This is a genomic window from Bradyrhizobium sp. 21 (assembly GCF_023073335.1).
In the GTDB taxonomy this organism is placed as follows: domain Bacteria; phylum Pseudomonadota; class Alphaproteobacteria; order Rhizobiales; family Xanthobacteraceae; genus Bradyrhizobium.
The window spans coordinates 602,078-624,841 of sequence record NZ_JADPJG010000002.1; the positions used below are offsets into that span (position 1 = coordinate 602,078).

Annotated in this window: 19 protein-coding genes and 1 pseudogene; 11 read left to right on the forward strand and 9 right to left on the reverse strand. The window is 64.9% G+C overall.

What is annotated here, in order from left to right; translation table 11 throughout:
• Position 1 precedes the first annotated feature (1 nt).
• From IVB31_RS02735 to IVB31_RS02785, 11 genes are all read left to right on the forward strand, one after another.
• Entirely contained in the window at positions 2-751 is a 750-nt protein-coding gene (locus IVB31_RS02735; RefSeq protein ID WP_247318238.1) for an SDR family oxidoreductase, read from the forward strand.
• Positions 748-2,184: an NAD(P)/FAD-dependent oxidoreductase gene (locus IVB31_RS02740; RefSeq protein ID WP_247318240.1), complete on the forward strand. Its 1,437-nt coding sequence runs from the start codon at positions 748-750 to the stop codon at positions 2,182-2,184. Before IVB31_RS02735 ends, IVB31_RS02740 begins: the two co-directional genes overlap by 4 nt.
• Before the next feature lie 119 nt (positions 2,185-2,303).
• Positions 2,304-3,923 (forward strand): ABC transporter substrate-binding protein, encoded by a 1,620-nt coding sequence (locus IVB31_RS02745; RefSeq protein ID WP_247318243.1) that lies wholly within the window; start codon positions 2,304-2,306, stop codon positions 3,921-3,923.
• 31 nt (positions 3,924-3,954) lie between these two features.
• Positions 3,955-4,986, forward strand: a complete 1,032-nt coding sequence (locus IVB31_RS02750) for an ABC transporter permease (RefSeq protein ID WP_247318244.1) — start codon at positions 3,955-3,957, stop codon at positions 4,984-4,986.
• Positions 4,983-5,831 (forward strand): ABC transporter permease, encoded by an 849-nt coding sequence (locus IVB31_RS02755; RefSeq protein WP_247318246.1) that lies wholly within the window; start codon positions 4,983-4,985, stop codon positions 5,829-5,831. Before IVB31_RS02750 ends, IVB31_RS02755 begins: the two co-directional genes overlap by 4 nt.
• Positions 5,828-7,498, forward strand: a complete 1,671-nt coding sequence (locus IVB31_RS02760) for an ABC transporter ATP-binding protein (protein ID WP_247318248.1) — start codon at positions 5,828-5,830, stop codon at positions 7,496-7,498. The genes IVB31_RS02755 and IVB31_RS02760 overlap by 4 nt, the downstream gene beginning before the upstream one ends.
• A 141-nt stretch (positions 7,499-7,639) precedes the next feature.
• Complete coding sequence (locus tag IVB31_RS02765) at positions 7,640-9,241, forward strand: ABC transporter substrate-binding protein (RefSeq protein WP_247318250.1); 1,602 nt, start codon at positions 7,640-7,642, stop codon at positions 9,239-9,241.
• 17 nt (positions 9,242-9,258) lie between these two features.
• Positions 9,259-10,200, forward strand: a complete 942-nt coding sequence (locus IVB31_RS02770) for an ABC transporter permease (RefSeq protein WP_247318252.1) — start codon at positions 9,259-9,261, stop codon at positions 10,198-10,200.
• The gene (locus IVB31_RS02775; protein ID WP_247318254.1) at positions 10,197-11,120 is read left to right on the forward strand and encodes an ABC transporter permease; all 924 of its coding nucleotides are present in this window, start codon (positions 10,197-10,199) and stop codon (positions 11,118-11,120) included. Before IVB31_RS02770 ends, IVB31_RS02775 begins: the two co-directional genes overlap by 4 nt.
• A 22-nt stretch (positions 11,121-11,142) precedes the next feature.
• Positions 11,143-12,132, forward strand: a complete 990-nt coding sequence (locus IVB31_RS02780) for an ABC transporter ATP-binding protein (protein ID WP_247318256.1) — start codon at positions 11,143-11,145, stop codon at positions 12,130-12,132.
• Positions 12,129-13,121 (forward strand): oligopeptide/dipeptide ABC transporter ATP-binding protein, encoded by a 993-nt coding sequence (locus IVB31_RS02785; protein WP_247318258.1) that lies wholly within the window; start codon positions 12,129-12,131, stop codon positions 13,119-13,121. Before IVB31_RS02780 ends, IVB31_RS02785 begins: the two co-directional genes overlap by 4 nt.
• Positions 13,122-13,295: 174 nt before the next feature.
• Here IVB31_RS02785 and IVB31_RS02790 read toward each other — a convergent pair whose 3' ends face one another.
• The 9 genes and pseudogenes from IVB31_RS02790 to IVB31_RS02830 form a co-directional block, all read right to left on the reverse strand.
• Positions 13,296-13,583, reverse strand: coding sequence for a YciI family protein (locus tag IVB31_RS02790; protein ID WP_247318260.1), 288 nt, complete (start codon positions 13,581-13,583; stop codon positions 13,296-13,298).
• A gap of 71 nt (positions 13,584-13,654) precedes the next feature.
• Entirely contained in the window at positions 13,655-14,629 is a 975-nt protein-coding gene (locus IVB31_RS02795; protein WP_247318262.1) for a sugar ABC transporter substrate-binding protein, read from the reverse strand.
• A 41-nt stretch (positions 14,630-14,670) separates the two neighbouring features.
• Positions 14,671-15,648, reverse strand: a complete 978-nt coding sequence (locus tag IVB31_RS02800) for an ABC transporter permease (RefSeq protein ID WP_247318263.1) — start codon at positions 15,646-15,648, stop codon at positions 14,671-14,673.
• Complete coding sequence (locus IVB31_RS02805; protein WP_247318266.1) at positions 15,645-16,595, reverse strand: ABC transporter permease; 951 nt, start codon at positions 16,593-16,595, stop codon at positions 15,645-15,647. The genes IVB31_RS02800 and IVB31_RS02805 overlap by 4 nt, the downstream gene beginning before the upstream one ends.
• Complete coding sequence (locus tag IVB31_RS02810; RefSeq protein ID WP_247318268.1) at positions 16,588-18,114, reverse strand: sugar ABC transporter ATP-binding protein; 1,527 nt, start codon at positions 18,112-18,114, stop codon at positions 16,588-16,590. Before IVB31_RS02810 ends, IVB31_RS02805 begins: the two co-directional genes overlap by 8 nt.
• Positions 18,111-19,505 carry an FAD-linked oxidase C-terminal domain-containing protein gene (locus IVB31_RS02815; protein ID WP_247318270.1) on the reverse strand — a complete coding sequence of 465 codons (1,395 nt, stop codon included), beginning with the start codon at positions 19,503-19,505 and terminating at the stop codon, positions 18,111-18,113. The genes IVB31_RS02810 and IVB31_RS02815 overlap by 4 nt, the downstream gene beginning before the upstream one ends.
• 60 nt (positions 19,506-19,565) lie before the next feature.
• Positions 19,566-20,450 carry an intradiol ring-cleavage dioxygenase gene (locus tag IVB31_RS02820; protein WP_247318272.1) on the reverse strand — a complete coding sequence of 295 codons (885 nt, stop codon included), beginning with the start codon at positions 20,448-20,450 and terminating at the stop codon, positions 19,566-19,568.
• Between the two features lie 15 nt (positions 20,451-20,465).
• Positions 20,466-21,368, reverse strand: coding sequence for an NAD(P)-dependent oxidoreductase (locus tag IVB31_RS02825; protein ID WP_247318274.1), 903 nt, complete (start codon positions 21,366-21,368; stop codon positions 20,466-20,468).
• A pseudogene (locus IVB31_RS02830) lies at positions 21,368-22,761 on the reverse strand (amidohydrolase family protein). The gene IVB31_RS02825 and the pseudogene IVB31_RS02830 overlap by 1 nt, the downstream one beginning before the upstream one ends.
• Positions 22,762-22,764 lie beyond the last annotated feature (3 nt).

The window sequence follows — 22,764 nt, forward strand, 5'->3', positions numbered from 1 at the left end:
GATGCGGCTGCAGGGGCGCACAGCCATCATCACCGGCGCGGGCTCGGGCATCGGCCGTGCCAGCGCAAAGCTGTTCGCAGAGGAGGGCGCGCATCTTGCCTTGGTCGATCGCGATCCCGCGGGCCTTCAGGAAACGCTAGGCCTGGTAGGCGGGGCAACGATTCACGTCGGCGACGTCGGCGATGCCGGTTTCGCCGAGACTGTCGTCGGCGATGTCGTGGCTCGGCAGGGGCAACTCGACGTTCTCATGACCGCCGCCGGCTTCTCTTGTGGCGGCACAGTGCTGACGACGAGCCCCGAAGACTGGGACGCCGTGTTTCGCACCAATGTCGGCGGCACCTGGCTGTGGGCGCGCGCCGCCGTACCGCAGATGCAGCGGCAGAAGAGCGGTTCGATCATCACGCTTGCCTCGCAGCTCGCCATCGCCGGCGGCAAGGGCAACAGCGCCTATATCGCCGCCAAGGGTGCGATCATCAGCCTGACCCGCACGATGGCGGTGGATTTCGCGACCGACGGCATTCGCGTCAACGCGATCGCGCCGGGCGCGATCGATACGCCGATGCTCCGCCGCAGCTTTGCCCGTCACGCCAATCCGGACGAGGTTCGCGAAACCTCGCGCAACCGTCACGCCATGAAGCGGTTCGGTGAGGCCGAGGAGATCGCGCAGACCGCGCTGCATCTCGCCAGCGATGCGTCGTCCTTCACGACTGGCACCGTGATGGTGGTCGACGGTGGTTGGCTCGCCGCATGAGTGACGCGCTGACCAAACTCGAAGCGGACGTTCGCGCCGATCTTTCGCGGATCGCCCATCCCGGCGCCGCGTGGCTTCCGCCAAAGCCGGGACCGGACGGCAAGCCGGCGCTGGATGTGCTGATCGTCGGCGCCGGACAATCCGGCATCGCCATCGGCTTCGGGCTGATGCGCTCGCGCGTCAGCAACATCCTGCTCCTGGACAAGGCCGAGGAAGGGATGGAAGGCCCGTGGCTCACCTATGCCCGCATGCCGACGCTGCGCAGCCCGAAGGATTGTACCGGTCCGGACCTCGATATCCCGAGCCTGACTTATCAGTCCTGGCACGAAGCCCGCTTCGGCCGGGAGAGCTGGCAGACGTTGGATCTGATCCCGCGCGGCCATTGGGCCGATTATCTGCTCTGGCTGCGGCGCACGATCGGCTTGCCCGTGCGCAACGAAAGTGAGCTCCTCGAGATTGCGCCCGCGGACAATGGTCTGCTCGCCGCGCATGTCAAACGTGCCGATGGCGCCGAGACGCTCTATGCGCGTAAGATCGTGCTGGCGACCGGGCAGGAGGGGATGGGCAGCTGGATGATCCCGGAGCCGCTCCGCGACCTGCCGGCCGGCTCAGTGGCAACCGTCGCAGACGACATCGATTTCGAAAACCTTCGCGGCAAACGCGTGGCGGTGATCGGCGCCGGCGCATCCGCCTTCGATAACGCAGCAACGGCGCTAGAGGCGGGCGCGTCCGACGTGCATCTGCTGTGCCGCAGGGCGCAGATCCAGCTGATCCAGCCTTATCGTTGGTTGACCTTTCGTGGCTTCCTCCGGCATCTGAGCGATCTCGATGATGCCTGGCGTTGGCGCTTCATGCGCACCATCCTGGAAATGCGCGAAGGATTTCCGCAAGCGACTTATGATCGCTGCGCGCGTCACGCCAATTTCACGCTGCATGAGGCTGCGCCGGTCGAGGCTGTCAGGCAGACCGACGGTGGCATCGAATTGCAAACGCCGCGCGGCCTCGTCACGGCGGATTTTGTCATCTGCGGCACCGGCATCGACATGAACTTCGCCGAGCGGGGCGAGTTGCGCCGATTTGCCAGCAATATCGCGACATGGGCCGATCGCTATCAGCCGCCTGAGGACGAGCGCAACGCGCGGCTCGGCCGCTTTCCCTATCTCGCCGATGATTACGCCTTCACTGAGCGCGCGCCGGGCGAGACGCCGTGGATCTCCGAGATCCATCTCTTCGCCATCGCCTCCACCATGAGTTTTGGTCCCTCCGGATCGTCGATCAACGCGATGACGACCGCTGTCCCCAAGCTGGTGCACGGCCTGACGCGCGGCCTGTTCCGTGCCGATGTGGCCCGGCATTGGGCTTCGCTCGGCGCCTATGACGTGCCGCAGGCGGTGGTCACACGGCCAGCGCGAGACTTGGGGGAATCGCGATGATTATCCATGCGCCGCCGCGACGAAACCTCCACAAGCGCGCCTGATGAGACTGGCGCGCAACTTGCTTCTTTCTTAAGCTGTCCTGCTGGCGTTGTTGTCGAAATTCTTGGGGAAAACGAATGCGTTTTGTGTCTTTCAGGCCGGCATCCTCGGTGCTCGCCATCACCGCGTTGCTGCTCATCGCCGCCGCGCCTTCGCAAGCGCAAACCCGGGCGGAGACATTGCGCTATGTGACCGGCGCATCCGTCAACACGCTCGATCCAAACATTCCGGGTTCGACGCGCGAGTCCTTTGCGCTGAGCATGAGCACCTACGACCGGCTGGTGGCATTCGGCCGCAAGCAGCTCAACGGCAAATGGGTGTTCGATCTCGACAAGATCACCGGCGAGCTCGCCGAATCCTACGACGTCAGTCCCGACGGGCTGAAGCTGACGTTTCGCCTGCGCAAGGATGCCAAGTTCCAGGACGGCACGCCGGTGACCGCCGAGGACGTCAAATGGTCGCTCGACCGCTGCGTCACCGCGCCGATCCTCGGCAAGGCGCAATTGCTGACGGGATCGTTGACGTCCGCCGACCAGTTCAAGGTCATCGACCCCCTCACGATCGAGGTGACGCTGCCCAAGCCCGACAAGCTCGCGCTGCCGAATCTCGCCACGGTCTACCCGATGATCATCAACTCGAAATTGGCCAAGGAGCATGCGACCGCGGAGGATCCCTGGGCGACCGCCTGGCTGAAGGAGCACACCGCAGGCAGCGGCGCTTATGTGATCGAGACGTTCAAGCCCGGCGAGCAGGTGATCATCAAGCGCAACGAGGACTGGAATCGCGGCACGCCCGACAAGCCGGCGTTCTTCAAGCGCGTGATCGTGCAGTCCGTGCCGGAACCGGCGACCCGCGCCAATCTGGTCGAGCGCGGTGATGCCGATATCGTCGTCGATCTCCAGGCCAGCGACGTGCAGTCGCTCGAGGCCAAAGGCAAGCTCAAGGTGGTCTCGACGCCGCAATACAATTCGATCACCTTCGTCTCGATGAACAACCAGATCCCGCCCTTCGACAACGTCAACGTCCGCCGCGCCATTGCCTTCGCGCTGCCCTATGACGACATGTTCAAGGCCGCCTTGTTCGGCCGCGGTGCGCCGCTGTTCGGCGCGACCTGGCCGGACGGCAAGCCGCTGAACGGCATCTATCCGTTCCAGGCGCCGGTGAAGACCGATCTCGACAAGGCGAGGGAATATCTCAAGGCCGCCGGGCTTCCCGAAGGCTTCTCGACCACCTTCAGCTTCAATGTCGGCCAGGCCTCGACCGCGGAGCCGATGGCGGCTCTGGTGAAGGAATCGCTTGCCAAGATCGGGATCAAGGTCGACATCCAGAAGCTGCCGGACGCGCAGATGTCGACGCAGATCAACGAGAAGAAGCTGCCCTTCTTCACCGAGGGCATCGTCGCCTGGCTGCCCTCGACCGACTACTTCTACCGCAACTTCTACACCGGCAATCAGCGCTGGAACTACAGCTCGATCAGCAATCCCGAACTGGTCGCGATCGCGCAGGAAGCCCGCTTCGAGCCGGACAAGGCCAAATACGAGGAGGATGGCCGCAAGCTCAACGCCATCCATTTCAGCGAGATGCCGCAGATCCCGCTGTGGCAGCCGAACCAGGACGCGGTGATGGCGTCGTCGATCGAGGGTTATACCTACGAGTTCCATCGTCAGGTCGACTACCGCGACGTCAGCCGCAAATGATGCCCGCAAATAAGTGGAGCTTCGAAAGGTGATGACCGGACTTGGCGCAACGATGGTGCGGGCGGGCAGGCGGCTTCTGTCCTCGCTGCCGGCATTGTTCGGTGTGCTGGTCTTCACCTTTCTGCTGATGCGCGTCCTTCCCGGAGACCCCGCGGTGTTCTTCGCCTCGGGGCCGAACGCCGGCAAGGAGGAGATCGAGCAGATCCGCAAGCAGATGGGGCTCGACAAGTCGGTGCCGGAGCAGCTCGTGTTCTATCTGTCCGACATCGGCCACGGCAATCTCGGCCGCTCCATGATGACCGGGCAGCCGGTGCTGAAGGATCTGCGCGAGCGGCTGCCGGCCTCGCTGGAGCTCACCTTCACGGCGCTGCTGATCGCGTTGATCGCGGCGGTACCGCTCGGCGTGGTCGCGGCGCTGCGGCCGGGGTCGGCCATCGACCACGGCGTACGGCTGTTCTGCGCGCTCGGCGTCTGCGTGCCGACCTTCGTGTCGGGCCTGCTGTTGATCTATGTCTTCTACTATCTGCTCGGTCTTTCGCCTGACCCGACCGGGCGGATCGATGTCTTCACCTCGCTGCCGCCGCAGCGCACCGGTTTCCTGTCGATCGATTTCCTGCTCGCGGGAGATATCGAGGGCTGGTGGGCGGCCTGCAGGCAGTTGATCCTGCCGGCGGTGAGCATGGCGCTGTTCGTCATCGCGCCGCTGGCGCGGATCACGCGTGCCTCGATGCTGGTCTCGCTCGGCAGCGACTTCGTGCGCACCGCGCGTTCGGTCGGGTTGTCCTGGCATAAGGTGGTCGTCACCTATGCGCTGCGCAACGCGATCCTGCCCGTCATCACCATCGCCGGCATCGTGTTCTCGACCATGCTGGGCGCCAATGTGCTGGTGGAGAAGGTGTTCTCCTGGCCTGGCGTTGCCTCCTACGCGCTCGATGCGCTGCTGTCCTCGGACTATGCGCCGGTGCAGGGTTTCGTGCTGCTGATGGCGAGCATCTTCGTGCTGGTCAACCTGGTCGTCGATATCTGCTACGGCATCGCCGATCCCAGGGTGTCGATCGGATGACCAGCGCAACCCTCCGCCATTCGGTCTGGATTTTGCGCGGCAACCCGCTCACCGCCGTCGCCGCGACGGGCGTCCTGCTGTTCGTCCTGGTCGCGATCTTCGGGCCGTGGATCGTGCCGTATGATCCCGTGGTCTCCAATGTCTCGGAGGCGCTGCTGCCGCCGAGCGCTGCGCACATCGCCGGCACGGACCAGCTCGGGCGCGACGTGTTCAGTCGTCTCGTCATCGCAGCAAGGCTTGACCTGGCGATTGCGGTCTCCGCGGTCGGCATCTCCTTCCTGATCGGCGCCGTCGTCGGCTCTTTCTGCGGCTATGCCGGCGGCAAGCTCGATCGCGCGGTCGGCCGCTTCGTCGATGTCATGATGGCCTTTCCACTGTTCGTGCTGGCGATGGCGATGGTCGCGGCTCTCGGCAACCGGATCGAGAACATCGTGATCGCAACCGCGATCATCAATCTTCCGTTCTACATCCGCTTCGCGCGTGCCGAGGTCAACGTCCGGCGCAATGTCGGCTGGGTGGAGGCGGCGCGGGCCTGCGGCGAGAGCCATTTCTCGGTGGTGCTGCGCTTCCTGCTGCCGAACATCCTGCCGGCGATGGCGGTGCAGATCTCGCTCAATCTCGGCTGGGCGATCCTGAACGCCGCCGGCCTGTCCTTCATCGGCCTCGGCGTCAAGCCGCCGACGCCGGAATGGGGCATCATGGTCGCGGAAGGCGCGCGCTTCATCTCGACCGGCAGGTGGTGGTTGGTGGCCTTTCCGGGCCTTGCATTGATGATGGCGGTGCTGTGCTTCAACCTGCTCGGTGACGGGATGCGGGACATTCTCGATCCGCGTATGCGGACATGAGCCAGTCTCTGCTCAGCATCGAGGACCTCCACGTCTCGTTCTCGACACGGCGTGGCATGGTCGAGGCCGTACGCGGGGTCACGCTCGCGGTCGAGGCAGGCGAGATGCTCGGCCTCGTCGGCGAGAGTGGCTCGGGCAAGTCCGTCACCGGCTTTGCAACGACGCGGCTCCTGGATACGGCTGGCCGTGTCACCGCCGGAAAGATTCTCTTTCGCGGGCAGGACGTCACCAAGCTCAGGGGCGACGACCTGCGTCAGCTCCAGGGCGCTGCGATGTCGATGATCTTCCAGAACCCGCGGGCGGCGCTCAATCCGATCCGGGCGATCGGCCTGCAGATCGCGGACGCGATCCTCACCCACAAGCGGATATCGAAGGACGCCGCCCGCGCCGAGGCGCTCGACCTGTTGCGCGCGGTCCAGATCCGCGATCCCGAGCAGCGGATGAACGCCTATCCGCACGAGCTCTCCGGCGGCATGTGCCAGCGCGTCATGATCGCGATCGCGATCTCCTGCAATCCCGCGCTTCTGATCGCGGACGAGCCGACCACCGGCCTCGACGTCACCACGCAGAAGGTGGTGATGGACCTGCTGGCGGACATTGCCGCCGCGCGCGGCATGGCCACGATCCTGATCACGCACGATCTCGGGCTCGCGGCGCGATACTGCCGCCGCATTGCCGTCATGGAGCACGGCCGCATCGTCGAGGAGGCAAGCCCGAAAACCCTCTTTGGCGCCCCGCGGCACGCCTACACGAAGCGCCTGGTTGCGGCATCCCCCACCGCGACCTCGCGCATCGAGGATCTCGTGACGGCGGAGGAGTGGGAACGCCACGCAGCCGTCGTGAGCAACGCCAGGCCGCCGGCCGCGCACGGCACTCCGCCTTTGCTCGAGGTGCGGAAACTCGCAAAACGTTTCGACCAGGGGTCCGCGGCGGTTGCGGACTTCTCTATGACGATGGCCGGCGGTGAGAGCGTCGGGCTCGTCGGCGAATCCGGGTCCGGCAAGAGCACGACGTCGCGCATGATCTGCCGTCTGATTGATCCGAGCGAAGGCGATATCGTGTTCGAGGGACAGTCGATCGGTCATGTGGCATCGCGCGACTTTCACCGCTCGCGCTTTCGCAAAGACATCCAGATGGTATTCCAGGACCCGAACGAGAGCCTTAACCCGCGCTTCACCGCTTTCGACTGCATCGCCCATCCCCTGATGCGGCTCGCCGGTCTCCGAGCGGGCAAAGAATTGTGGCAGCGGGTGGAGGAATGCGCCGAGCGCGTGGGACTGCCGCTGGATCTTTTGCCGCGCTTTCCGCATCAGCTCTCCGGCGGCCAGAAGGCCCGCGTCGGCATCGCGCGCGCCATCGCCTGCCGGCCGCGGCTCCTGGTGCTGGACGAGCCCACGGCCGCGCTCGATGTCTCCGTGCAGGCGGTGGTGCTGCAACTGCTCGACCGCTTGCGGCGCGAGAACGATATCGCGTTGCTGTTCGTCAGCCACGATCTCAACGTGGTGCGCATGCTCTGCGACCGCACCATCGTGCTGCGCAATGGCGGCATCGTCGAGCAGGGGGAGAGCCGGGCGCTGTTCGACAATCCGAAAACGGACTACACGCGCAAGCTGGTCGAGGCGATCCCCCATTTCGAGAGCGGACCGGCAATGGCGACCGCTCTTTGATCTCCGGTCGAGCCAAAAAGCGGTGATATCCCGCTGGCGAGGGCCGGGTTACTGGCATACCATTTGCAAGCTAACGGACTTCGGTTTCACCTGCCCTTGGCCAACGAATGGCTGGCATCACGACATTACTGGGAGGATTTCATGGATCGCAGGACCGTATTGAAGGGACTGGCCGGCGCGGGCGGTCTGGCCTTGACCGGCATCTCGGCTCCGGCGCTTTCGCAAGGCGCTTCGGCCCGCACCCTGCGTTTCGTGCCACAGGCCAACCTCGCCAATTTCGACCCGATCTGGGGCACGCAATACGTGGTGCGCAATGCGGCGGCGCTGGTCTGGGACACGCTCTATGGCATCGATTCAACACTGACGCCACAACGGCAGATGGTCGAATCCGAGCAAGTGAGCGACGACGGCACGATCTGGACGTTCAAGCTTCGGCCAGGACTCAAGTTTCATGACGGCGAGCCGGTTCTGAGCAAGGACGTCGTTGCGAGCCTGACGCGCTGGGCCGCGCGTGATCCGATGGGCCTGATGCTCAAGGGGCTGCAGCAGGAGCTCACGGCCGTCGACGACCGCACCTTCAAATGGGTATTGAAGCAGCCTTTCCCGAAGATGCTCTACGCGCTCGGCAAGAACAATTCGCCTTGCGCCTTCATCATGCCGGAGCGCATCGCGCAGACCGACCCATTCAAGCAGATCGGCGAGTATGTCGGCTCCGGGCCGATGAAGTTCGCGAAGGGCGAGTGGGTGCCCGGTGCGAAAGCCGTGTTCGAGAAATTCGCCGACTATGTGCCGCGGCAGGAGAAGGCGTCATGGCTTGCCGGCGGCAAGCAGATCCTGGTCGATCGCGTCGAATGGATTGTGATGCCGGATGCGGCGACCGCTGCGGCTGCGCTGCAAAACGGCGAGGTTGACTGGTGGGAGAGCCCGATCGCGGATCTCGTGCCTGTCCTGAAGAAGAACAAGAACATCAGCGTCGATATCGGCGATCCCCTCGGCAATATCGGCTCGTTCCGAATGAACTTCCTGTATCCGCCCTTCAACGACGTGCGGGCGCGTCGCGCGGTGTTGATGGCGATGAACCAGGAAGACTATATGCGCGCGATCGTCGGCGACGACAATTCGCTCTGGAAACCGCTGCCTGGCTTCTTCACGCCGGATACACCGCTCTATAGCGAAATGGGCGGTGATATCCTGAAGGGTAAGCGCAATCTTGACGCGGCCAAGAAGCTGCTCGCGGAGAGCGGCTATTCCGGTCAGCCGGTCACCTGCCTCGTGGCGCAGGACCAGCCGATCACCAAGGCGCAGGGCGACGTCACCGCGGACCTCCTGAAGCAGCTCGGCATGAATGTCGACTTCGTCGCGACCGATTGGGGCACGGTCGGCTCCCGCCGCGCCGCGAAGACCCCGCCGGGACAGGGTGGCTGGAATATGTTCCACACCTGGCATGCGGGCGCGGACTGCACCAATCCGGCGCCCTACACCGCCATTCGCGCCAATGGCGACAAGGCGTGGTTCGGCTGGCCCAACAGCCCCGCCACCGAAAAAGAGGTCACGTCCTGGTTCGAGGCCAAGAACATCGACGAGGAGAAGGCCGCCATCGGTCGCCTCAACAAGGCGGCGATGGATGATGTCGTCTATGCGCCGACCGGCTTCTTCCTGAGCTACACCGCCTGGCGCAAGAACATCTCCGGCATTGCCAAGGGACCATTGCCCTTCTTCTGGGGTGTATCGAAGTCCGCATGATCGTGCGATAAGACCAGATGCTCTCCTACATCCTCCGGCGCATCGTCGCCACCCTCCCGGTGATGGCGATCGTCGCATTGTTCGTATTCAGCCTGCTCTACATCGCGCCGGGCGATCCCGCCGTGGTGATCGCGGGCGATCAGGCAAGCCCGGAGGATGTGGAGCGCATCCGTCAGGGCCTCGGCCTCGATCGGCCCTTCCTGATCCAGTTCGGAAGCTGGGTCTGGCGCATCCTGCACGGCGATCTCGGGACCTCGATCTTCACCAATCTGCCGGTCTCGACGATGATCGGGCAGCGTTTGGGGCCGACGCTGTCGCTCATGATCATCACGCTCCTGCTTACGATCGTGATCGCAGTGCCGCTCGGCGTGGTCGCGGCGTGGAAGGCCGGCAGCCTGATCGACCGCGCCATCATGGGTTTCGCCGTGTTCGGCTTCTCCCTGCCGGTCTTCGTCGTCGGCTATGTCCTCGCCTACGTCTTCGCGCTGGAGCTCGAATGGCTTCCGGTACAGGGCTATACGCCGCTCACCGAGGGTCTCTGGCCCTGGCTGCAGAACCTGATCCTGCCGTCAATCGCGCTCGGCTGCGTCTATATCGCGCTGATCGCGCGCATCACCCGGGCCACCATGCTCGAAGTGTTGCAGCAGGATTATATCCGCACCGCGCGCGCCAAGGGTCTGGGGCAGGGCGGCATCCTGTTCATCCACGCATTGAAGAACGCGGCGGTCCCGATCGTGACCGTGATCGGGATCGGGATCGCGCTCCTGATCGGCGGCGCGGTCGTCACCGAAAGCGTGTTCGCGATCCCCGGTCTCGGCCGGCTCACGATCGACGCGATCCTGCGCCGCGATTATCCCGTGATCCAGGGCATCGTGCTGCTGTTCAGCTTCGTCTACGTCCTCGTCAATTTGATGATCGACGTCATCTACACGCTCGTTGACCCGAGGATCCGCTATTGACCGACACGACCGTCAATCCGCAAGCGCTGCCGGCAGGCTTCGTCGTCGCGCCGCTACTGCCGGAGATCCTTCGGCCTGTCGTGATCCGGCGCGGCTTCGTCGGCTTCCTGCGCGGCCATCCCACCATTGCGCTCGGCGGCGCGCTGTTGCTGACGCTCGTTTTGATCGCGGTCTTCGCGCCCTATCTCGGAACCGTCGATCCGACCGCGCTCGCGCCGGCCAAGCGCACGCGGGCGCCCTCGGCTCTCTACTGGTTCGGCACCGACGTGCTCGGCCGCGACATCTATTCCCGCGTGCTCTTTGGCGCGCGGGTCTCGCTCACGGTCGGGCTGTCAGTTGCGATATGCGCGTCCGCCGTCGGCCTCGCCATCGGCATCGTCTCCGGCTTCATCCGCTGGGCCGACGGCATTCTGATGCGCTTCATGGACGGCCTGATGTCGATCCCGCCGATCCTGCTCGCGATCGCGTTGATGGCGCTCACGCGCGCCAGTGTCGGCAACGTCATCCTGGCGATTACCGTTGCCGAAATTCCGCGCGTCTCGCGCCTCGTGCGCAGCGTCGTGCTGTCGCTGCGCGAGCAGCCTTATGTGGATGCGGCGGTGGCTTGCGGCACGCGGACGCCGATGATCATCCTGCGCCATATCCTGCCCAACACGCTGGCGCCGATGCTGGTGCAGGCGACTTATATTTGCGCCAGCGCCATGATCACGGAGGCGATCCTGTCCTTCATCGGCGCGGGCACGCCGCCCACCATTCCGTCCTGGGGCAACATCATGGCCGAGGGACGCGCGCTGTGGCAGGTCAAGCCCTACATCGTGTTCTTTCCGGCGGCCTTCCTGTCCGTCACCGTGCTCGCCGTGAACCTGCTCGGCGACGGCCTTCGCGATGCGCTCGACCCGCGCATGGCCAAAAGCCTCTGATGATGTCAAGGGGCTGATCGCGATGGCTTTGCTCGAAGTCGACAATCTGCAAACCCACTTTCGGACACCCAGCGGCATCAACCGCGCGGTGGACGGCGTGTCCTTTCATGTCAACGAGGGAGAAACGCTCGCCATCGTCGGCGAGTCCGGCTGCGGCAAGTCGGTGACCTCGATGTCGCTGATGCGGCTGATCCCGGAGCCGCCGGGCAAAATCGCGGGCGCCATCCGCTTCGCCGGCCGGGACCTGCTGCAGCTGTCCGATCGCGAGATGCGCGCGATCCGCGGCAACGACATCTCGATGATCTTCCAGGAGCCGATGACGAGCCTCAACCCGGTGCTGACGGTCGGCCGGCAGATCCGCGAGACGCTGATGATCCATCAGGGCCTGGACAAGCAGGCCGCCGAGGCCCACGCCGTGGAGATGCTGACGCTGGTCGGCATTCCCGAACCGAAGCGGCGCGTGACCGAATATCCGCATCAGCTCTCCGGCGGCATGCGCCAGCGCGTCATGATCGCCATCGCGCTCGCCTGCAATCCAAAACTCCTGATCGCGGACGAGCCGACCACCGCGCTCGACGTGACGATCCAGGCGCAGATCCTGAAGCTGATGCTGGACCTGAAGCACCGGGTTGGTGCTGCGATCATCCTGATCACCCACGATCTCGGCGTGGTCGCCGAGATCGCCGAGCGCGTCATGGTCATGTATGCCGGCCGCAAGGTCGAGGAGGCGCCGGTGGCCGAGCTGTTCCGCTCGCCGCGGCACCCCTATACGCAAGGCCTGCTCGGTGCGGTGCCGCGGCTCGGCTCATCGCTGACCGGCACCGCGAGGCGGCTGGCAGAGATCCCCGGGCAGGTGCCTGATCTGCGCAAGCCCATCGTCGGCTGCGTCTTCGCCGGCCGCTGCGCGCTCGCGACCGATCTCTGCCGGCAGTACGCGCCGGGGCTCGAAGAGAAGGGGCCCCGTCACGTCGCCGCCTGCCACTACGCTGCCAAAGGAGCCGTCGCGGCATGAGTCCTCCGCTGCTCCAGGTCAACGACCTCAAGAAGCATTTTCCGGTCAAGAAAGGCCTGTTCGGCCGCAAGTCCGAATGGGTCTATGCGGTGGACGGCGTCTCCTTCGAAATCGCGAAGGGCGAGACGCTGTCGCTGGTCGGTGAATCCGGCTGCGGCAAGTCGACGGTCGGCCGCGCCGTTTTGCGCCTGTTCGACATCACCGCGGGGCAAGTCATCCTCGACGGCCAGCGGATCGACGACGCCCATCCGAGCACGATGCGCCAGATGCGCCGCCGCGTGCAGGTGGTGTTCCAGGACCCGTTCTCGAGCCTCAACCCGCGCATGCGCGTGCGCGACATCCTGGCCGAGCCGATCCGCAATTTCGGCCTGGCCAAATCCGCGATCGATCTCGAAACCCGCGTGACGGCGCTGATGGACACGGTCCGCCTGCCGCGCGAGGCGTTGAACCGCAGGCCGCACGAATTCTCCGGCGGCCAGCGTCAGCGCATCGGCATTGCGCGGGCGCTCGCGGCCGAGCCCGAGCTGATCGTCTGCGACGAGGCGGTCTCGGCGCTCGACGTCTCCGTGAAGGCGCAGATCGTTAATCTCTTGCAGGATCTCCAGCGCGAGTTCGGCCTGGCGCTGCTGTTCATCAGCCATGATCTCGCGATCGTCGAGCATATGACCCATCGCGTCGCCGTGATGTATCTGGGCAAGATCGTCGAAGTGGCCCCGCGCTACGAGATCTTCGCCGCGCCAAGGCATCCTTACACCAAGGCGCTGCTCTCGGCCGTGCCGCTGCCGGAGCCGGGAGCCCAGCGCAATCCCATCATCCTCAAGGGCGACGTGCCGAGCCCGATCAACCCACCGAGCGGATGCCGCTTCCACACCCGTTGCCCGTTGGTGTTCGACCGCTGCCGCACGGAGGAGCCGGCGCTACGCGCCGCCGGACCGGAGCAGTGGGTGGCGTGCCATCTCGAGGACGGTGCGACAGCGATGAGCGGCTAGCTGTCTGCGCTTGCGTCAAGTCCGGGTGGGGCAGGGAGCGGCAATCCCGCGATGATGGCATCATGCCCCTGTTTTGCCCGACGCGTCAAAGCCGTTTGCGTCGAAAATTCGTAAGCTAAAACAACGCCGTTCTACTGTGCATGGGGTTGTTTTCGAGATTTTTGTTTTGGCCGGTCAGCCCTGGCGGCGCAGAAAACCCGTGATCGTGACCTTGTCCCAGATGCCGGCCGCGGCAAAGGGATCTGCGTGGTTGAAGGCTTCGACCTCGCTACGGCCCGGTGCCTCGATCAGGAACAGGCTGCCGATCATGGTCGCGCCGTCGTTGGAAACGAGGGGCCCTGACATCACGATCTTGACGCCGAAGCGCGAGGTGTCGCTCAGGAAAGCCTTATGGGCATCGTAATTGGCGAGCCGGGTCGGCAGCGCGCCCGCGCGGTCGAGGGCGTGAATGGCGAACAGCATGGTGGTCTCCGTTTGTTGCGGATTCTTGGGACGGCCGCGAGCGCGGCCGTCCGTGCTCCTGATCAACTGGTCTACTTGCCGCCGAGCTTGCTGGCTTCCTCGAAAGTCGGGCAGTTCCGTTGCTCCAGCGGCACGTCGAACGGCTGGTAATTGTCCTTGGTGATGACGGTCGGCTTCAGCACGATCTCGGCGATGACCGGCTGGCTGCGCAAGCTCCGGATCGCCATCATGGTGCCAAGGCAGCCTTGCGCGAATCCGTTGTAATCGCCGCTTGCGAGCAGTTTTCCGGACTTGATCGCATCGATCGCCTCCTTGGTGCCGTTGATGCCGATCACCTGGGCTTTCCGGTTGGCGCCGTCGAGCGCCTCGATCGCGCCGACCGCCATGGCGTCGTTGGCGGCGAGCACGCCGTCGATCTGGGCATTCGACTGCATCAGATTTTCCATCACCTGGAGCGCCTGCAGGCGCTGGTAGTTGCCGGGCTGCGAGGCCAGCAGTTTTGCGCCGGCGTTCTCCTTCAACGCGTCGTTGAAGCCGCGGACCCGATCGACATTGGTCAGCGAGCCCTTGACGCCCTCGATGATGACGATGTTGCCCTTGCCGCCCAGCGTCTTGAGCATGAAGCGTGCGGTCTCCAGTCCAAGGCTGTAATCATCGGCGCCGACAAAGGAGACGAACTTGCCGCCGGCGGAGCGGTCGGTGATGTTGACCACCGGGATCTTGGCGTCGTTGATCTTCTCGACGCCGGGGACCATCGCCTTGTAGTCGACCGGCGTGAAGACGATGGCGCTGGGCTTCTTCACCACGACGTCCTCGATCTGGCTGAGCTGCTCGGGGATCGAATCCGGCTTGGTCGGGATGTATTGCAGCGTCTTGGCGTTCAGCGTCTTCGCCATGTTGTCGGCGCCGACCCGCACCGTCTGGAAGAACGGATTGGTCTGGTTCTTGGTGAAGACGGCGATGGTCTCGCCGTCGGCCCGGACTTCGGTGGTGAACGCCGCAGCCACCAATAGCGGTAGTGCCAGGTAACCCAGTTTCTGTTTCATGTTGCCTCCATCCCTCATTTTGCTTGTTGGATTTCTAAGACTCATTGCGCACGGCGGCGGGTCTTCATGTCGAGCCAGACCGCGAGGATGACGATGATGCCGGTGACGAGCGGCTGCCAGTTGGCGCTGACCGACAACAGGTTCATGCCGTTCAGCACCAGCGTCAGGATCAGCGCCCCGATGAAGGTGCCGAACACAGTGCCGACGCCGCCGAACAGTGAGGTGCCGCCGATCAGCACCGCCGCGATCGCCGGCAGCGTCAGGCTTTCGCCGATATCGGCCTCCGCCGAGTTGAGCCGCGACAGGAAGATGATCGAGGCAAGGCCCGCCATGGTGCCGGAGACGGCGTAGACCAGCAGCAGGCGCCGCGCGACCGGGATGCCGGAGAGCCGTGCCGCGACCGGATTGGCGCCGATGGCATAGATCTCCTGGCCCCAGATCGTGCGCTGCGCAAACAGCGTTCCGATCCCCAGAAACACCAGCAACAGGTAGACCGGGATCGGCAGGCCGAACAGATAGCCGCTACCGATCTGGCGGAAGCCTGCCGGAAAGCCGTGAAGGGTTTCGCCCGCCATGTACCAATAGGTGAGGCCGTTCAGCACCCAAAGCATGCCATAGGTGGCGATGAAGGAGGGGATACGCAGCGCTGTGACCATCACGCCGTTGAGCAGCCCGACGATGCCGCCGCAGGCCAGCCCGGTGAGGACGCCAAGCGCCGGCGAGCCGGTCTTGTGAATCACGGTCCCCGCGATGCAGGCCGACAGCGCGACATTGGCGCCGACGGAGAGATCGAGGCCTGCGGTCAGGACCACCAGCGTCAGGCCCGAAGCGATGAAGAAGGTCAGGCTTGCCTGCCTGAGCACGTTGAGGATGTTGCCGAGGCTCAGGAAGGAATCGCTGAGAACGGCGAGCACCGCGCAGATCAGCAGCGCCGCGAGCAGGCGATAGAACGCCTGCATCGCATCCTGCGACAGGAAGGAACGGGGCGGGGCGATGGCGTCCTTGGTGATGTCGCTCATGCGCGGCTCCTGAGGCCATCGAGGAACAGCGCGACGATGACGAGGACGCCGACGCTCGCGACCTGAACGGAGGACGGCAGCGAGATCAGGTTCAGTCCGTTGCGCAAGACGCCAACGGAGATCACGCCGAGCAATGTGCCGAGCAGCCAGCCATTGCCGCGCTCGAACGAGGTGCCGCCGACGGCGACGGCCGCGATGGCATCGAATTCGAGACCGAGGCCGGCAGTGGGATGGCCCGAGTTCATCCGCGCGGTCATCAGCAGGCCGGCGATCCCGGCCATCGCGCCTCCGATCGCATAGACCGCGATCAGCAGCCGGTTGGGCGAGAGGCCGGCGTAGCGCAGCGCCTCCCGATTGCCACCGAGCGCGAAGATGTAGGTGCCGAAGCGGGTGTGATAGAGCAGGCCGTGAAAGGCGGCATAGGTCACGAGCGCCATCACGATCGGCACGGGCACTCCCAGAAGGGTCGCCGAATAGATGTCACGCACGCTGTGGGGGATGCCGACCACGCTCTGGCCGTCACTAACGATCAGCGACAGGCCCTGCGCCATGCCGAGCGTGCCGAGCGTCGCAACGAAGGGCGGAATGCCGAGGATCGCCACCAGCCAGCCGTTGGCGATGCCGAAGGCCATGCCGACGAGAAGCCCGGCACCGAGGCCCAGCAGCATCGACTGGGTCGCCAGCGACACGATCGCGACGCAGAGCGAGGTGAGCGTCAGCACCGCGCCCATCGACAGGTCCAGCCCTTCGGTCATGATGATCAGCGTCATCGGCAGCGCGAGCATGGTCAGGATTGTCGATTGCACCAGCACGTTGGAGAGGTTGGCGACCGAGAGGAAGCCGGGTGCAATCGTGCTGAACAGCGTAACCAGCAGCACCAGCACGATGGCTACGCCCGGAATGCGTTGCAGCGGATTGGGTTGGGAAACGACCGCCGCTTCACGCATGATGCATCCCCAGTCGCACGATGTTCTCCTCGGTCAATTCGCTGCGCGTCAGGTGCCCGGCGATGCGCCCCTCGCGCATCACATAGGCGCGGTCGCAGACGTGGCAGATCTCGACTTGCTCGGACGAGATCATCAGCGCCGCCGCGCCTTCGGCGACAAGCCGGTCGATCAAGGCGAAGATCTCGGACTTGGCGCCGATGTCGATGCCCCGCGTCGGTTCGTCGAAGATGAAGAGTTTTGAGCCGGCGGCGAGCCATTTGCCAATCACGACCTTTTGCTGATTGCCGCCGGAAAGCAGGCCGACGGTCTGGCGCGCACTGGGCGTCGCGATGCGAAGCTGCCGGATCAGGCCGTCGGACGTGCGCTGTGCACTGCCCTGATCGAACAGGCCGTTCGGAAACAGTTTTCGCAACGCCGACACCACCAGATTGTCGCTCACCGACCGCAGCAGCGCGAGGCCTTCGCTCTTGCGGCTCTCGGGGATCAGCGCGATGCCGCGGCGGGCGGCGAGATCAGGCTCGCCCGACATGGACTTGCCGTCGAAGACGATCTCGCCGGAGCTTGCAGGATCGGCGCCGAAGATGGCGCGCGCGACCTCGCTGCGGCCGGAGCCGACCAGGCCGCAGAGGCCGACGATCTCGCCCCGGCGGACCTCGATGTTGATGTCGGAGATGCCGGTGATTGAACTGAGGCCCTTGACCTCCAGCAGCAGCTCGCCGGGCTTGTCGGCAAAGTTGCGCGGATAGGTCATGTCGACGTTGCGGCCGACCATCATGCGGACGAGCTGGTCCGGCGTGACATCGGCGGGGCGAACGCCGTCGATGCGGCGGCCGTCGCGCAGCACGGTGATGCGGTCGCCGAGCGCGAACACCTCCGCCATGCGGTGCGAGATATAGACGATGGCGACGCCGTCGGCCTTCAGCCGCGCGATCAGCGCGAACAGCAGTTCGGTCTCGCGGTCGGACAGCGCCGCCGTCGGCTCGTCCATGACGAGGATGCGCGCGTTCTGGCTGATCGCCTTGGCGATCTCGACCATCTGCTGCTGCGCCACCCCCAGCTTGTTGACAATGGTGGAGGGATCGATCTCGAACCCGATCGTGCCAAGCACGCGCCTGGCGTCGGCCAGAATCTTGCGGCGGTCGATGGTGCCGGGGATGCGCCCCCGCGGTTCGCGGCCGAGGAAGATATTCTGGGCGATATCGAGATGGGGGACGAGCGAGAATTCCTGGAAGATCACGGCGATGCCGAGCTTCCGCGCATCCGCCGTCGAATTGATCGCGACCTGCTCGCCCTGATAGTAGAACTCACCGGCATCGGCGCGGTAGGCGCCGCACAGCACCTTCATGAGGCTCGACTTGCCGGCGCCGTTCTCGCCGAGCAGCATGTGGACTTCGCCGGGGAAGACGGCAAAGGACACGTCGTCGAGCGCCTTGACGCCAGGAAACTCCTTGCTGATGCTGCGCAGCTCGAGCAGCGGGACGGGTGGGGAAGACTTGATGGCCAATGCGGCGTTGCTCATGCGCGCGCTCCGCCCGCAAAAATCTTTCCGGGGTTCATCAGGCCGTTTGGATCGAGCGCGGTCTTGATCGACCGCATCACGTCGACGGCCTCGCCGAGCTCGTCGGTGAGATAGTCGATCTTGCCAAGCCCGATACCGTGCTCGCCGGTGCAGGTGCCGTCCATAGCAATGGCGCGGGCAACCATGCGGGCCTGAAGCGCCTTGGCGCCTTCGGTCTCCTCCGGCTTCGCAGGGTCGATCAGGATCAGCATGTGGAAATTGCCATCGCCGACATGGCCGACGATCGGGGCGATAAAACCTTGCTCGTCCGCGTCGCGGCGGGTCTCGGTCAGGCACTCCGCCAGCCGCGAGATCGGCACGCAGACATCGGTGATCACCGCGCGTGCGCCCGGCCGCAGGCCCAGGCCCGCATAGAGCGTGTTGTCGCGGGCGTGCCAGAGCCGGCTGCGGTCTTCCGGCGCCTTCGCCCAGGCAAAGCCGTGACCGCCATGGTCGGCGGCAACCGCCTGCGCGGCCTCGGCCTGCTCAGCGACTGATGTCTCCGAGCCATGGAATTCGAAGAACAGCGTCGGGGCTTCGCGATAGCCGAGCTTGGCGTAGGCATTGATGCCGCGCATCATGACGTCGTCGAGCAGCTCGATGCGGGCCACGGGGATCGCGGACTGGATCACCGACATCGCGGTGTTCACGGCATCCTGCAGGGTCTCAAAGCTGCAAACCGCGGCCGAGATCGCCTGCGGCACGGGATGCACCTTCAGCGTGATCTCGGTGATGATGCCGAGTGTGCCTTCCGCGCCCACGAACAGACGCGTCAAATCGTAGCCGGCGGCCGATTTGCGGGCGCGCCTGGCGGTGCGGATGACGCGGCCGTCCGCCAGCACCACCTCGAGCGCGATGACATTGTCCTTCATGGTGCCGTAGCGGACTGCCATGGTGCCGGACGCGCGCGTCGACGTCATGCCGCCGATCGAAGCGTCGGCGCCGGGATCGATCGGGAAGAAAAGTCCGGTGCCGCGCAGCTCTGTATTGAGCTGCTTTCGCGTGATGCCGGGTTGCACGACGACGTCCATGTCGCTCTCGTGCACCGTCAGCACCTTGTTCATGCGCGCGAAATCGAAGCAGACGCCGCCGGCGATGGATGCCGCATTGCCTTCGAGCGAGGTCCCGGCGCCGAACGGCACGATGGGCATGTTCGCGCCGGCGCATAGCTTGACGATCTCCGCGACCTCCTGCGTGGTTTCAGGGAAGACGACGATATCGGGCGGCAGGTTGCGATAATGCGATTCGCTCAGCCCGTGCTGATCGAGCACGCCGCGCGCGACGCTAGCGCGCGGGCCGATCATGCCTATGAGGCGATCGGCCAATATGCTCGCGCTGACCCGCGGTCCCATCCTTGCTCCCTGTCTGCCCCGATGACGGACTCTTGTCGGTCCATTGCTTTGTCGTTCGGCTTAGGCGGCTCTTGCGCTGCTCGCAACCTGCTTCAGGCCGAAATCGTAGTTGAGATGAAAATACTCGCTGTCCACCATGCGACCATCCGGCGCACGGCCGGGCGGGCAGCGCACAAATTCGCGGATCAGGCTGTCCTTCACGCCGAACACCACGTCGCTGTCGAGATATTGGTCGCCCGCGACGAACACATGCGTCACCAGTTGCTCGAAGCCGGGCGCCGAGATCATGAAATGCACATGCGCGGGGCGCCAGGGATGGCGGCCCTGCACCTCCAGCATGTCGCCGACCGGGCCGTCATGCGGAATCGGATAGGCGGCCGGCTTGATCGACCAGAAATTGAAGCGGCCATTGGCGTCCGTGTGGAAGCGCGCGCGCATCGCAAGATCGCCGATCTTGTCGAGCTGCTGCACGTCGTAATAGCCATCGTCGTCGGAATGCCAGACGTCCACGACGGCGCCGGCGAGCGGACGTCCGTCGACGGTCGAGACCGAGCCGGTGACCAGCATCGGATCGCCCTCCATCGGGCCGGAGATGTCCTCACCATTGTTCTTCTCTGGTGACGCCTGCACGAAGAACGGTCCCAGCACCGTGGTCTCGGTCGCCCCTTCCGGCACCGGATGGTTGATGGCGTCGACCAGCATGGAGACGCCGAGCGTGTCCGACAGCAGGATGAACTCCTGGCGTTTGTCGTCGCACATGTGGCCGGTGCGGGTCAGGAAGTCGATGCCGTAGTCCCATTCCTTCTGGGTGGGCCGCACCTCGCGGACGAAGGCGTGAAGGTGGCGCACCAGCGCTTCACTGACCTCTTTGATTCGCGGATCGGTTGCGCCTGCGATCCGCTCCAGCACCGCGTCGGTGATCGTGTTCTCGTTGAAGTTACGCATGTGTGTCTCCGCCGATCAGAGTTTCGGTTCGCCAAGCCCGGACAGCCGTTCCAGGTGCTTGACGGTCGCGATGAAGTCGGTGTCGCCGTCGCCCTGCGCGACCAGCGAGCCATAGGTCTCGCGTACCTGCGCGGCGAGTTGAAGCGGCACGCCGACGGCGTGACCGGCGCCAAGGATGAGATCGAGATCCTTGGCCATTTGCTTGCAAGAGAAGGTCGACTCGAAGTCGCGGTTGCGCAGCGGCGCCGTCTTGTATTTCACCATGGGCGAGGCCACTGCGCTGTCGTCGAGAACTTTCAAGATGTCCTGCCAGGCGATCCCGCCCTTGCGCGCCAGCGCCAGGCTTTCCGCCATCATCGCCGCCGACACCGCGATCATCAGATTGACAGCGAGTTTTGCGTAGCGCGCTTCCTCGGCGGACCCGAGATAGGTCTGGGCCCGGGTAAAGGTGGCAAACAGCGGCCTTGCGTTGTCGAAGGCGTCTTTCGGCCCCGAGACGAAGCAGGTCAGCGCGCCGGTGTGGACGATGCTGGCATTGCCGGAGACCGGTGAACGAAGATAGGCAATGCCGCGTGCCTGCGCAGCGGCTGCAACTTCAGTGGAGACCTCGACGCTCACAGTGCTGGTCTCGATCAGAACGGCGCCCGCTGCCATCGCCGCGATGAGACCGGTGGGGCCGAGCAACGCGCCACGCAAGGCGGCGTCGTCGGGCAGGGACGTGACGATTGCGGTCTTGCCGCTCACGGCCTCGGCTGGCGAAGTGGCAATCGAGATACCTTGCGCGCGTGCTTCGCTGATCCGTGCCGCGCTCTGATCGAATGCGGTGACCGCGTAGCCGGCCTTGGCGACGAGCACCGACATCGGCAGGCCCATTTTGCCGATTCCGATGAAAGCGACATTCTCTAGAGTGTTTGTCATTATTGTTGTCCTTGGGACGCCTGGGCGGCGCGTCCCTGTCGTTCGATGTCCTGCACCAGCCGCCGGCCGGATTGCGCCAGAAGTTCCTTCTTCGTCTCCAGCCTCTCGACCAGCAGCCGGCCATTCCGCTTCTTCCAGGCGCCGCCGATCATCACGGCCTCGATATTGGCGAGGCTCGTCTGCATCACGACAGTCGCGACGGGATCGTGCACGGGGACGAGGTTGAGATCGGAGGCATTGATGATGACGAGGTCGGCAAGCTTGCCGGGTGTCAGCGAGCCGATCTGGTTTTCGCGGCCGAGCATGCGCGCGCCCTCGACGGTGATCCAGCGCAGCGCCTCGCGGACAGGAATGGTGGTCGTCGGCGGAATGGTGCCGCTGACCTTGCGCGCCTCGGCGTTGTCGAGCGACCGTTGCATCGACAGCGCGACGCGGGCGGCGGAGAGGAGATCGCCGGCGAGCACGGATTCCAGATCGATGCCGATGGTCGGCCGCACGCCGCGCTTGAGCAGCCGGCCGGTGATCGGAAAGCCGTGGCCCTGGATCATCTCGTTCTCTGGCGTGACCGAGAAGGACGCGCCGAGGTCGACCATCCGGTCCAGAAGATCGTCCGGCAGATCGTTGCCATGGACGATGTTGATGCCGGCGCCGACGAGACCCGCCTCGATCAGCTCCTCCCAGCCGCCAGGTGTCTTTGCGGGACCACCGCCCTGATGCATCGATGCGATCAGCTTGAGCTCCCGCGCCAAACGGAAATCGTGCATGGCGACGTCGAGCGTCGAATAATGCGGTCCGAGGATCGCGAGCCCGAGCGTGACGAGGCCATCTCGGTCGGCGAGGGGGCCAGCCAACAGCCGCTCGACCTCGCGGCGCGGATGCGGAATCTCGGAGAAATGCGGCTCGCCCGGTTTCGGCTCAGGCTTTGGCGAGCCATGGAAGAAGGCGGCGCGGATGCCGCTCTCGATCAGGCCGCGCACGGCGGCGTCGGTGTGATCGGGCGTTGGATTGTTGTGGCACCAGTCCACCAGCGTGGTGTGCCGCAATTGATCTGGTTCAGCGCGCCGACGAGGGTGGCGATGTAGATGTCGTCCGGCCGGAACACGGTCGCGAGCCCGGCATGCATGCGGCGGAAATATTCCAGCAGTGTCCAGTTCGCGGCATAGCCGCGCAAGCCCGTTTGCCAGGTGTGCATATGCGCGTTGATCAGGCCGGGGATGACGATGCGGCCGGCACCGTCGACGATCTCGGTCTCGGCCGCGCCGCTGCCGAGGTCGATCGACGGGCGCACATCGAGGATGCGGTGGCCCTCGACCAGCACGTCGCCGTTGCTGAGGTCGCCGATGGCGTCATCCATGCTGATGATGACAGCGGATTTGATCAGCGTGCGCCGCATCGA

What these genes read in the sequence shown, in the direction of transcription:
- IVB31_RS02735 (WP_247318238.1), top strand. Translation starts at nt 2, where the DNA reads ATGCGGCTGCAGGGGCGCACAGCCATCATCACCGGCGCGGGCTCGGGC.
- IVB31_RS02740 (WP_247318240.1), top strand. Translation starts at nt 748, where the DNA reads ATGAGTGACGCGCTGACCAAACTCGAAGCGGACGTTCGCGCCGATCTT.
- IVB31_RS02745 (WP_247318243.1), top strand. Translation starts at nt 2,304, where the DNA reads ATGCGTTTTGTGTCTTTCAGGCCGGCATCCTCGGTGCTCGCCATCACC.
- IVB31_RS02750 (WP_247318244.1), top strand. Translation starts at nt 3,955, where the DNA reads ATGACCGGACTTGGCGCAACGATGGTGCGGGCGGGCAGGCGGCTTCTG.
- IVB31_RS02755 (WP_247318246.1), top strand. Translation starts at nt 4,983, where the DNA reads ATGACCAGCGCAACCCTCCGCCATTCGGTCTGGATTTTGCGCGGCAAC.
- IVB31_RS02760 (WP_247318248.1), top strand. Translation starts at nt 5,828, where the DNA reads ATGAGCCAGTCTCTGCTCAGCATCGAGGACCTCCACGTCTCGTTCTCG.
- IVB31_RS02765 (WP_247318250.1), top strand. Translation starts at nt 7,640, where the DNA reads ATGGATCGCAGGACCGTATTGAAGGGACTGGCCGGCGCGGGCGGTCTG.
- IVB31_RS02770 (WP_247318252.1), top strand. Translation starts at nt 9,259, where the DNA reads ATGCTCTCCTACATCCTCCGGCGCATCGTCGCCACCCTCCCGGTGATG.
- IVB31_RS02780 (WP_247318256.1), top strand. Translation starts at nt 11,143, where the DNA reads ATGGCTTTGCTCGAAGTCGACAATCTGCAAACCCACTTTCGGACACCC.
- IVB31_RS02785 (WP_247318258.1), top strand. Translation starts at nt 12,129, where the DNA reads ATGAGTCCTCCGCTGCTCCAGGTCAACGACCTCAAGAAGCATTTTCCG.
- IVB31_RS02790 (WP_247318260.1), bottom strand. Translation starts at nt 13,583, where the DNA reads ATGCTGTTCGCCATTCACGCCCTCGACCGCGCGGGCGCGCTGCCGACC.
- IVB31_RS02795 (WP_247318262.1), bottom strand. Translation starts at nt 14,629, where the DNA reads ATGAAACAGAAACTGGGTTACCTGGCACTACCGCTATTGGTGGCTGCG.
- IVB31_RS02800 (WP_247318263.1), bottom strand. Translation starts at nt 15,648, where the DNA reads ATGAGCGACATCACCAAGGACGCCATCGCCCCGCCCCGTTCCTTCCTG.
- IVB31_RS02805 (WP_247318266.1), bottom strand. Translation starts at nt 16,595, where the DNA reads ATGCGTGAAGCGGCGGTCGTTTCCCAACCCAATCCGCTGCAACGCATT.
- IVB31_RS02810 (WP_247318268.1), bottom strand. Translation starts at nt 18,114, where the DNA reads ATGAGCAACGCCGCATTGGCCATCAAGTCTTCCCCACCCGTCCCGCTG.
- IVB31_RS02815 (WP_247318270.1), bottom strand. Translation starts at nt 19,505, where the DNA reads ATGGGACCGCGGGTCAGCGCGAGCATATTGGCCGATCGCCTCATAGGC.
- IVB31_RS02820 (WP_247318272.1), bottom strand. Translation starts at nt 20,450, where the DNA reads ATGCGTAACTTCAACGAGAACACGATCACCGACGCGGTGCTGGAGCGG.
- IVB31_RS02825 (WP_247318274.1), bottom strand. Translation starts at nt 21,368, where the DNA reads ATGACAAACACTCTAGAGAATGTCGCTTTCATCGGAATCGGCAAAATG.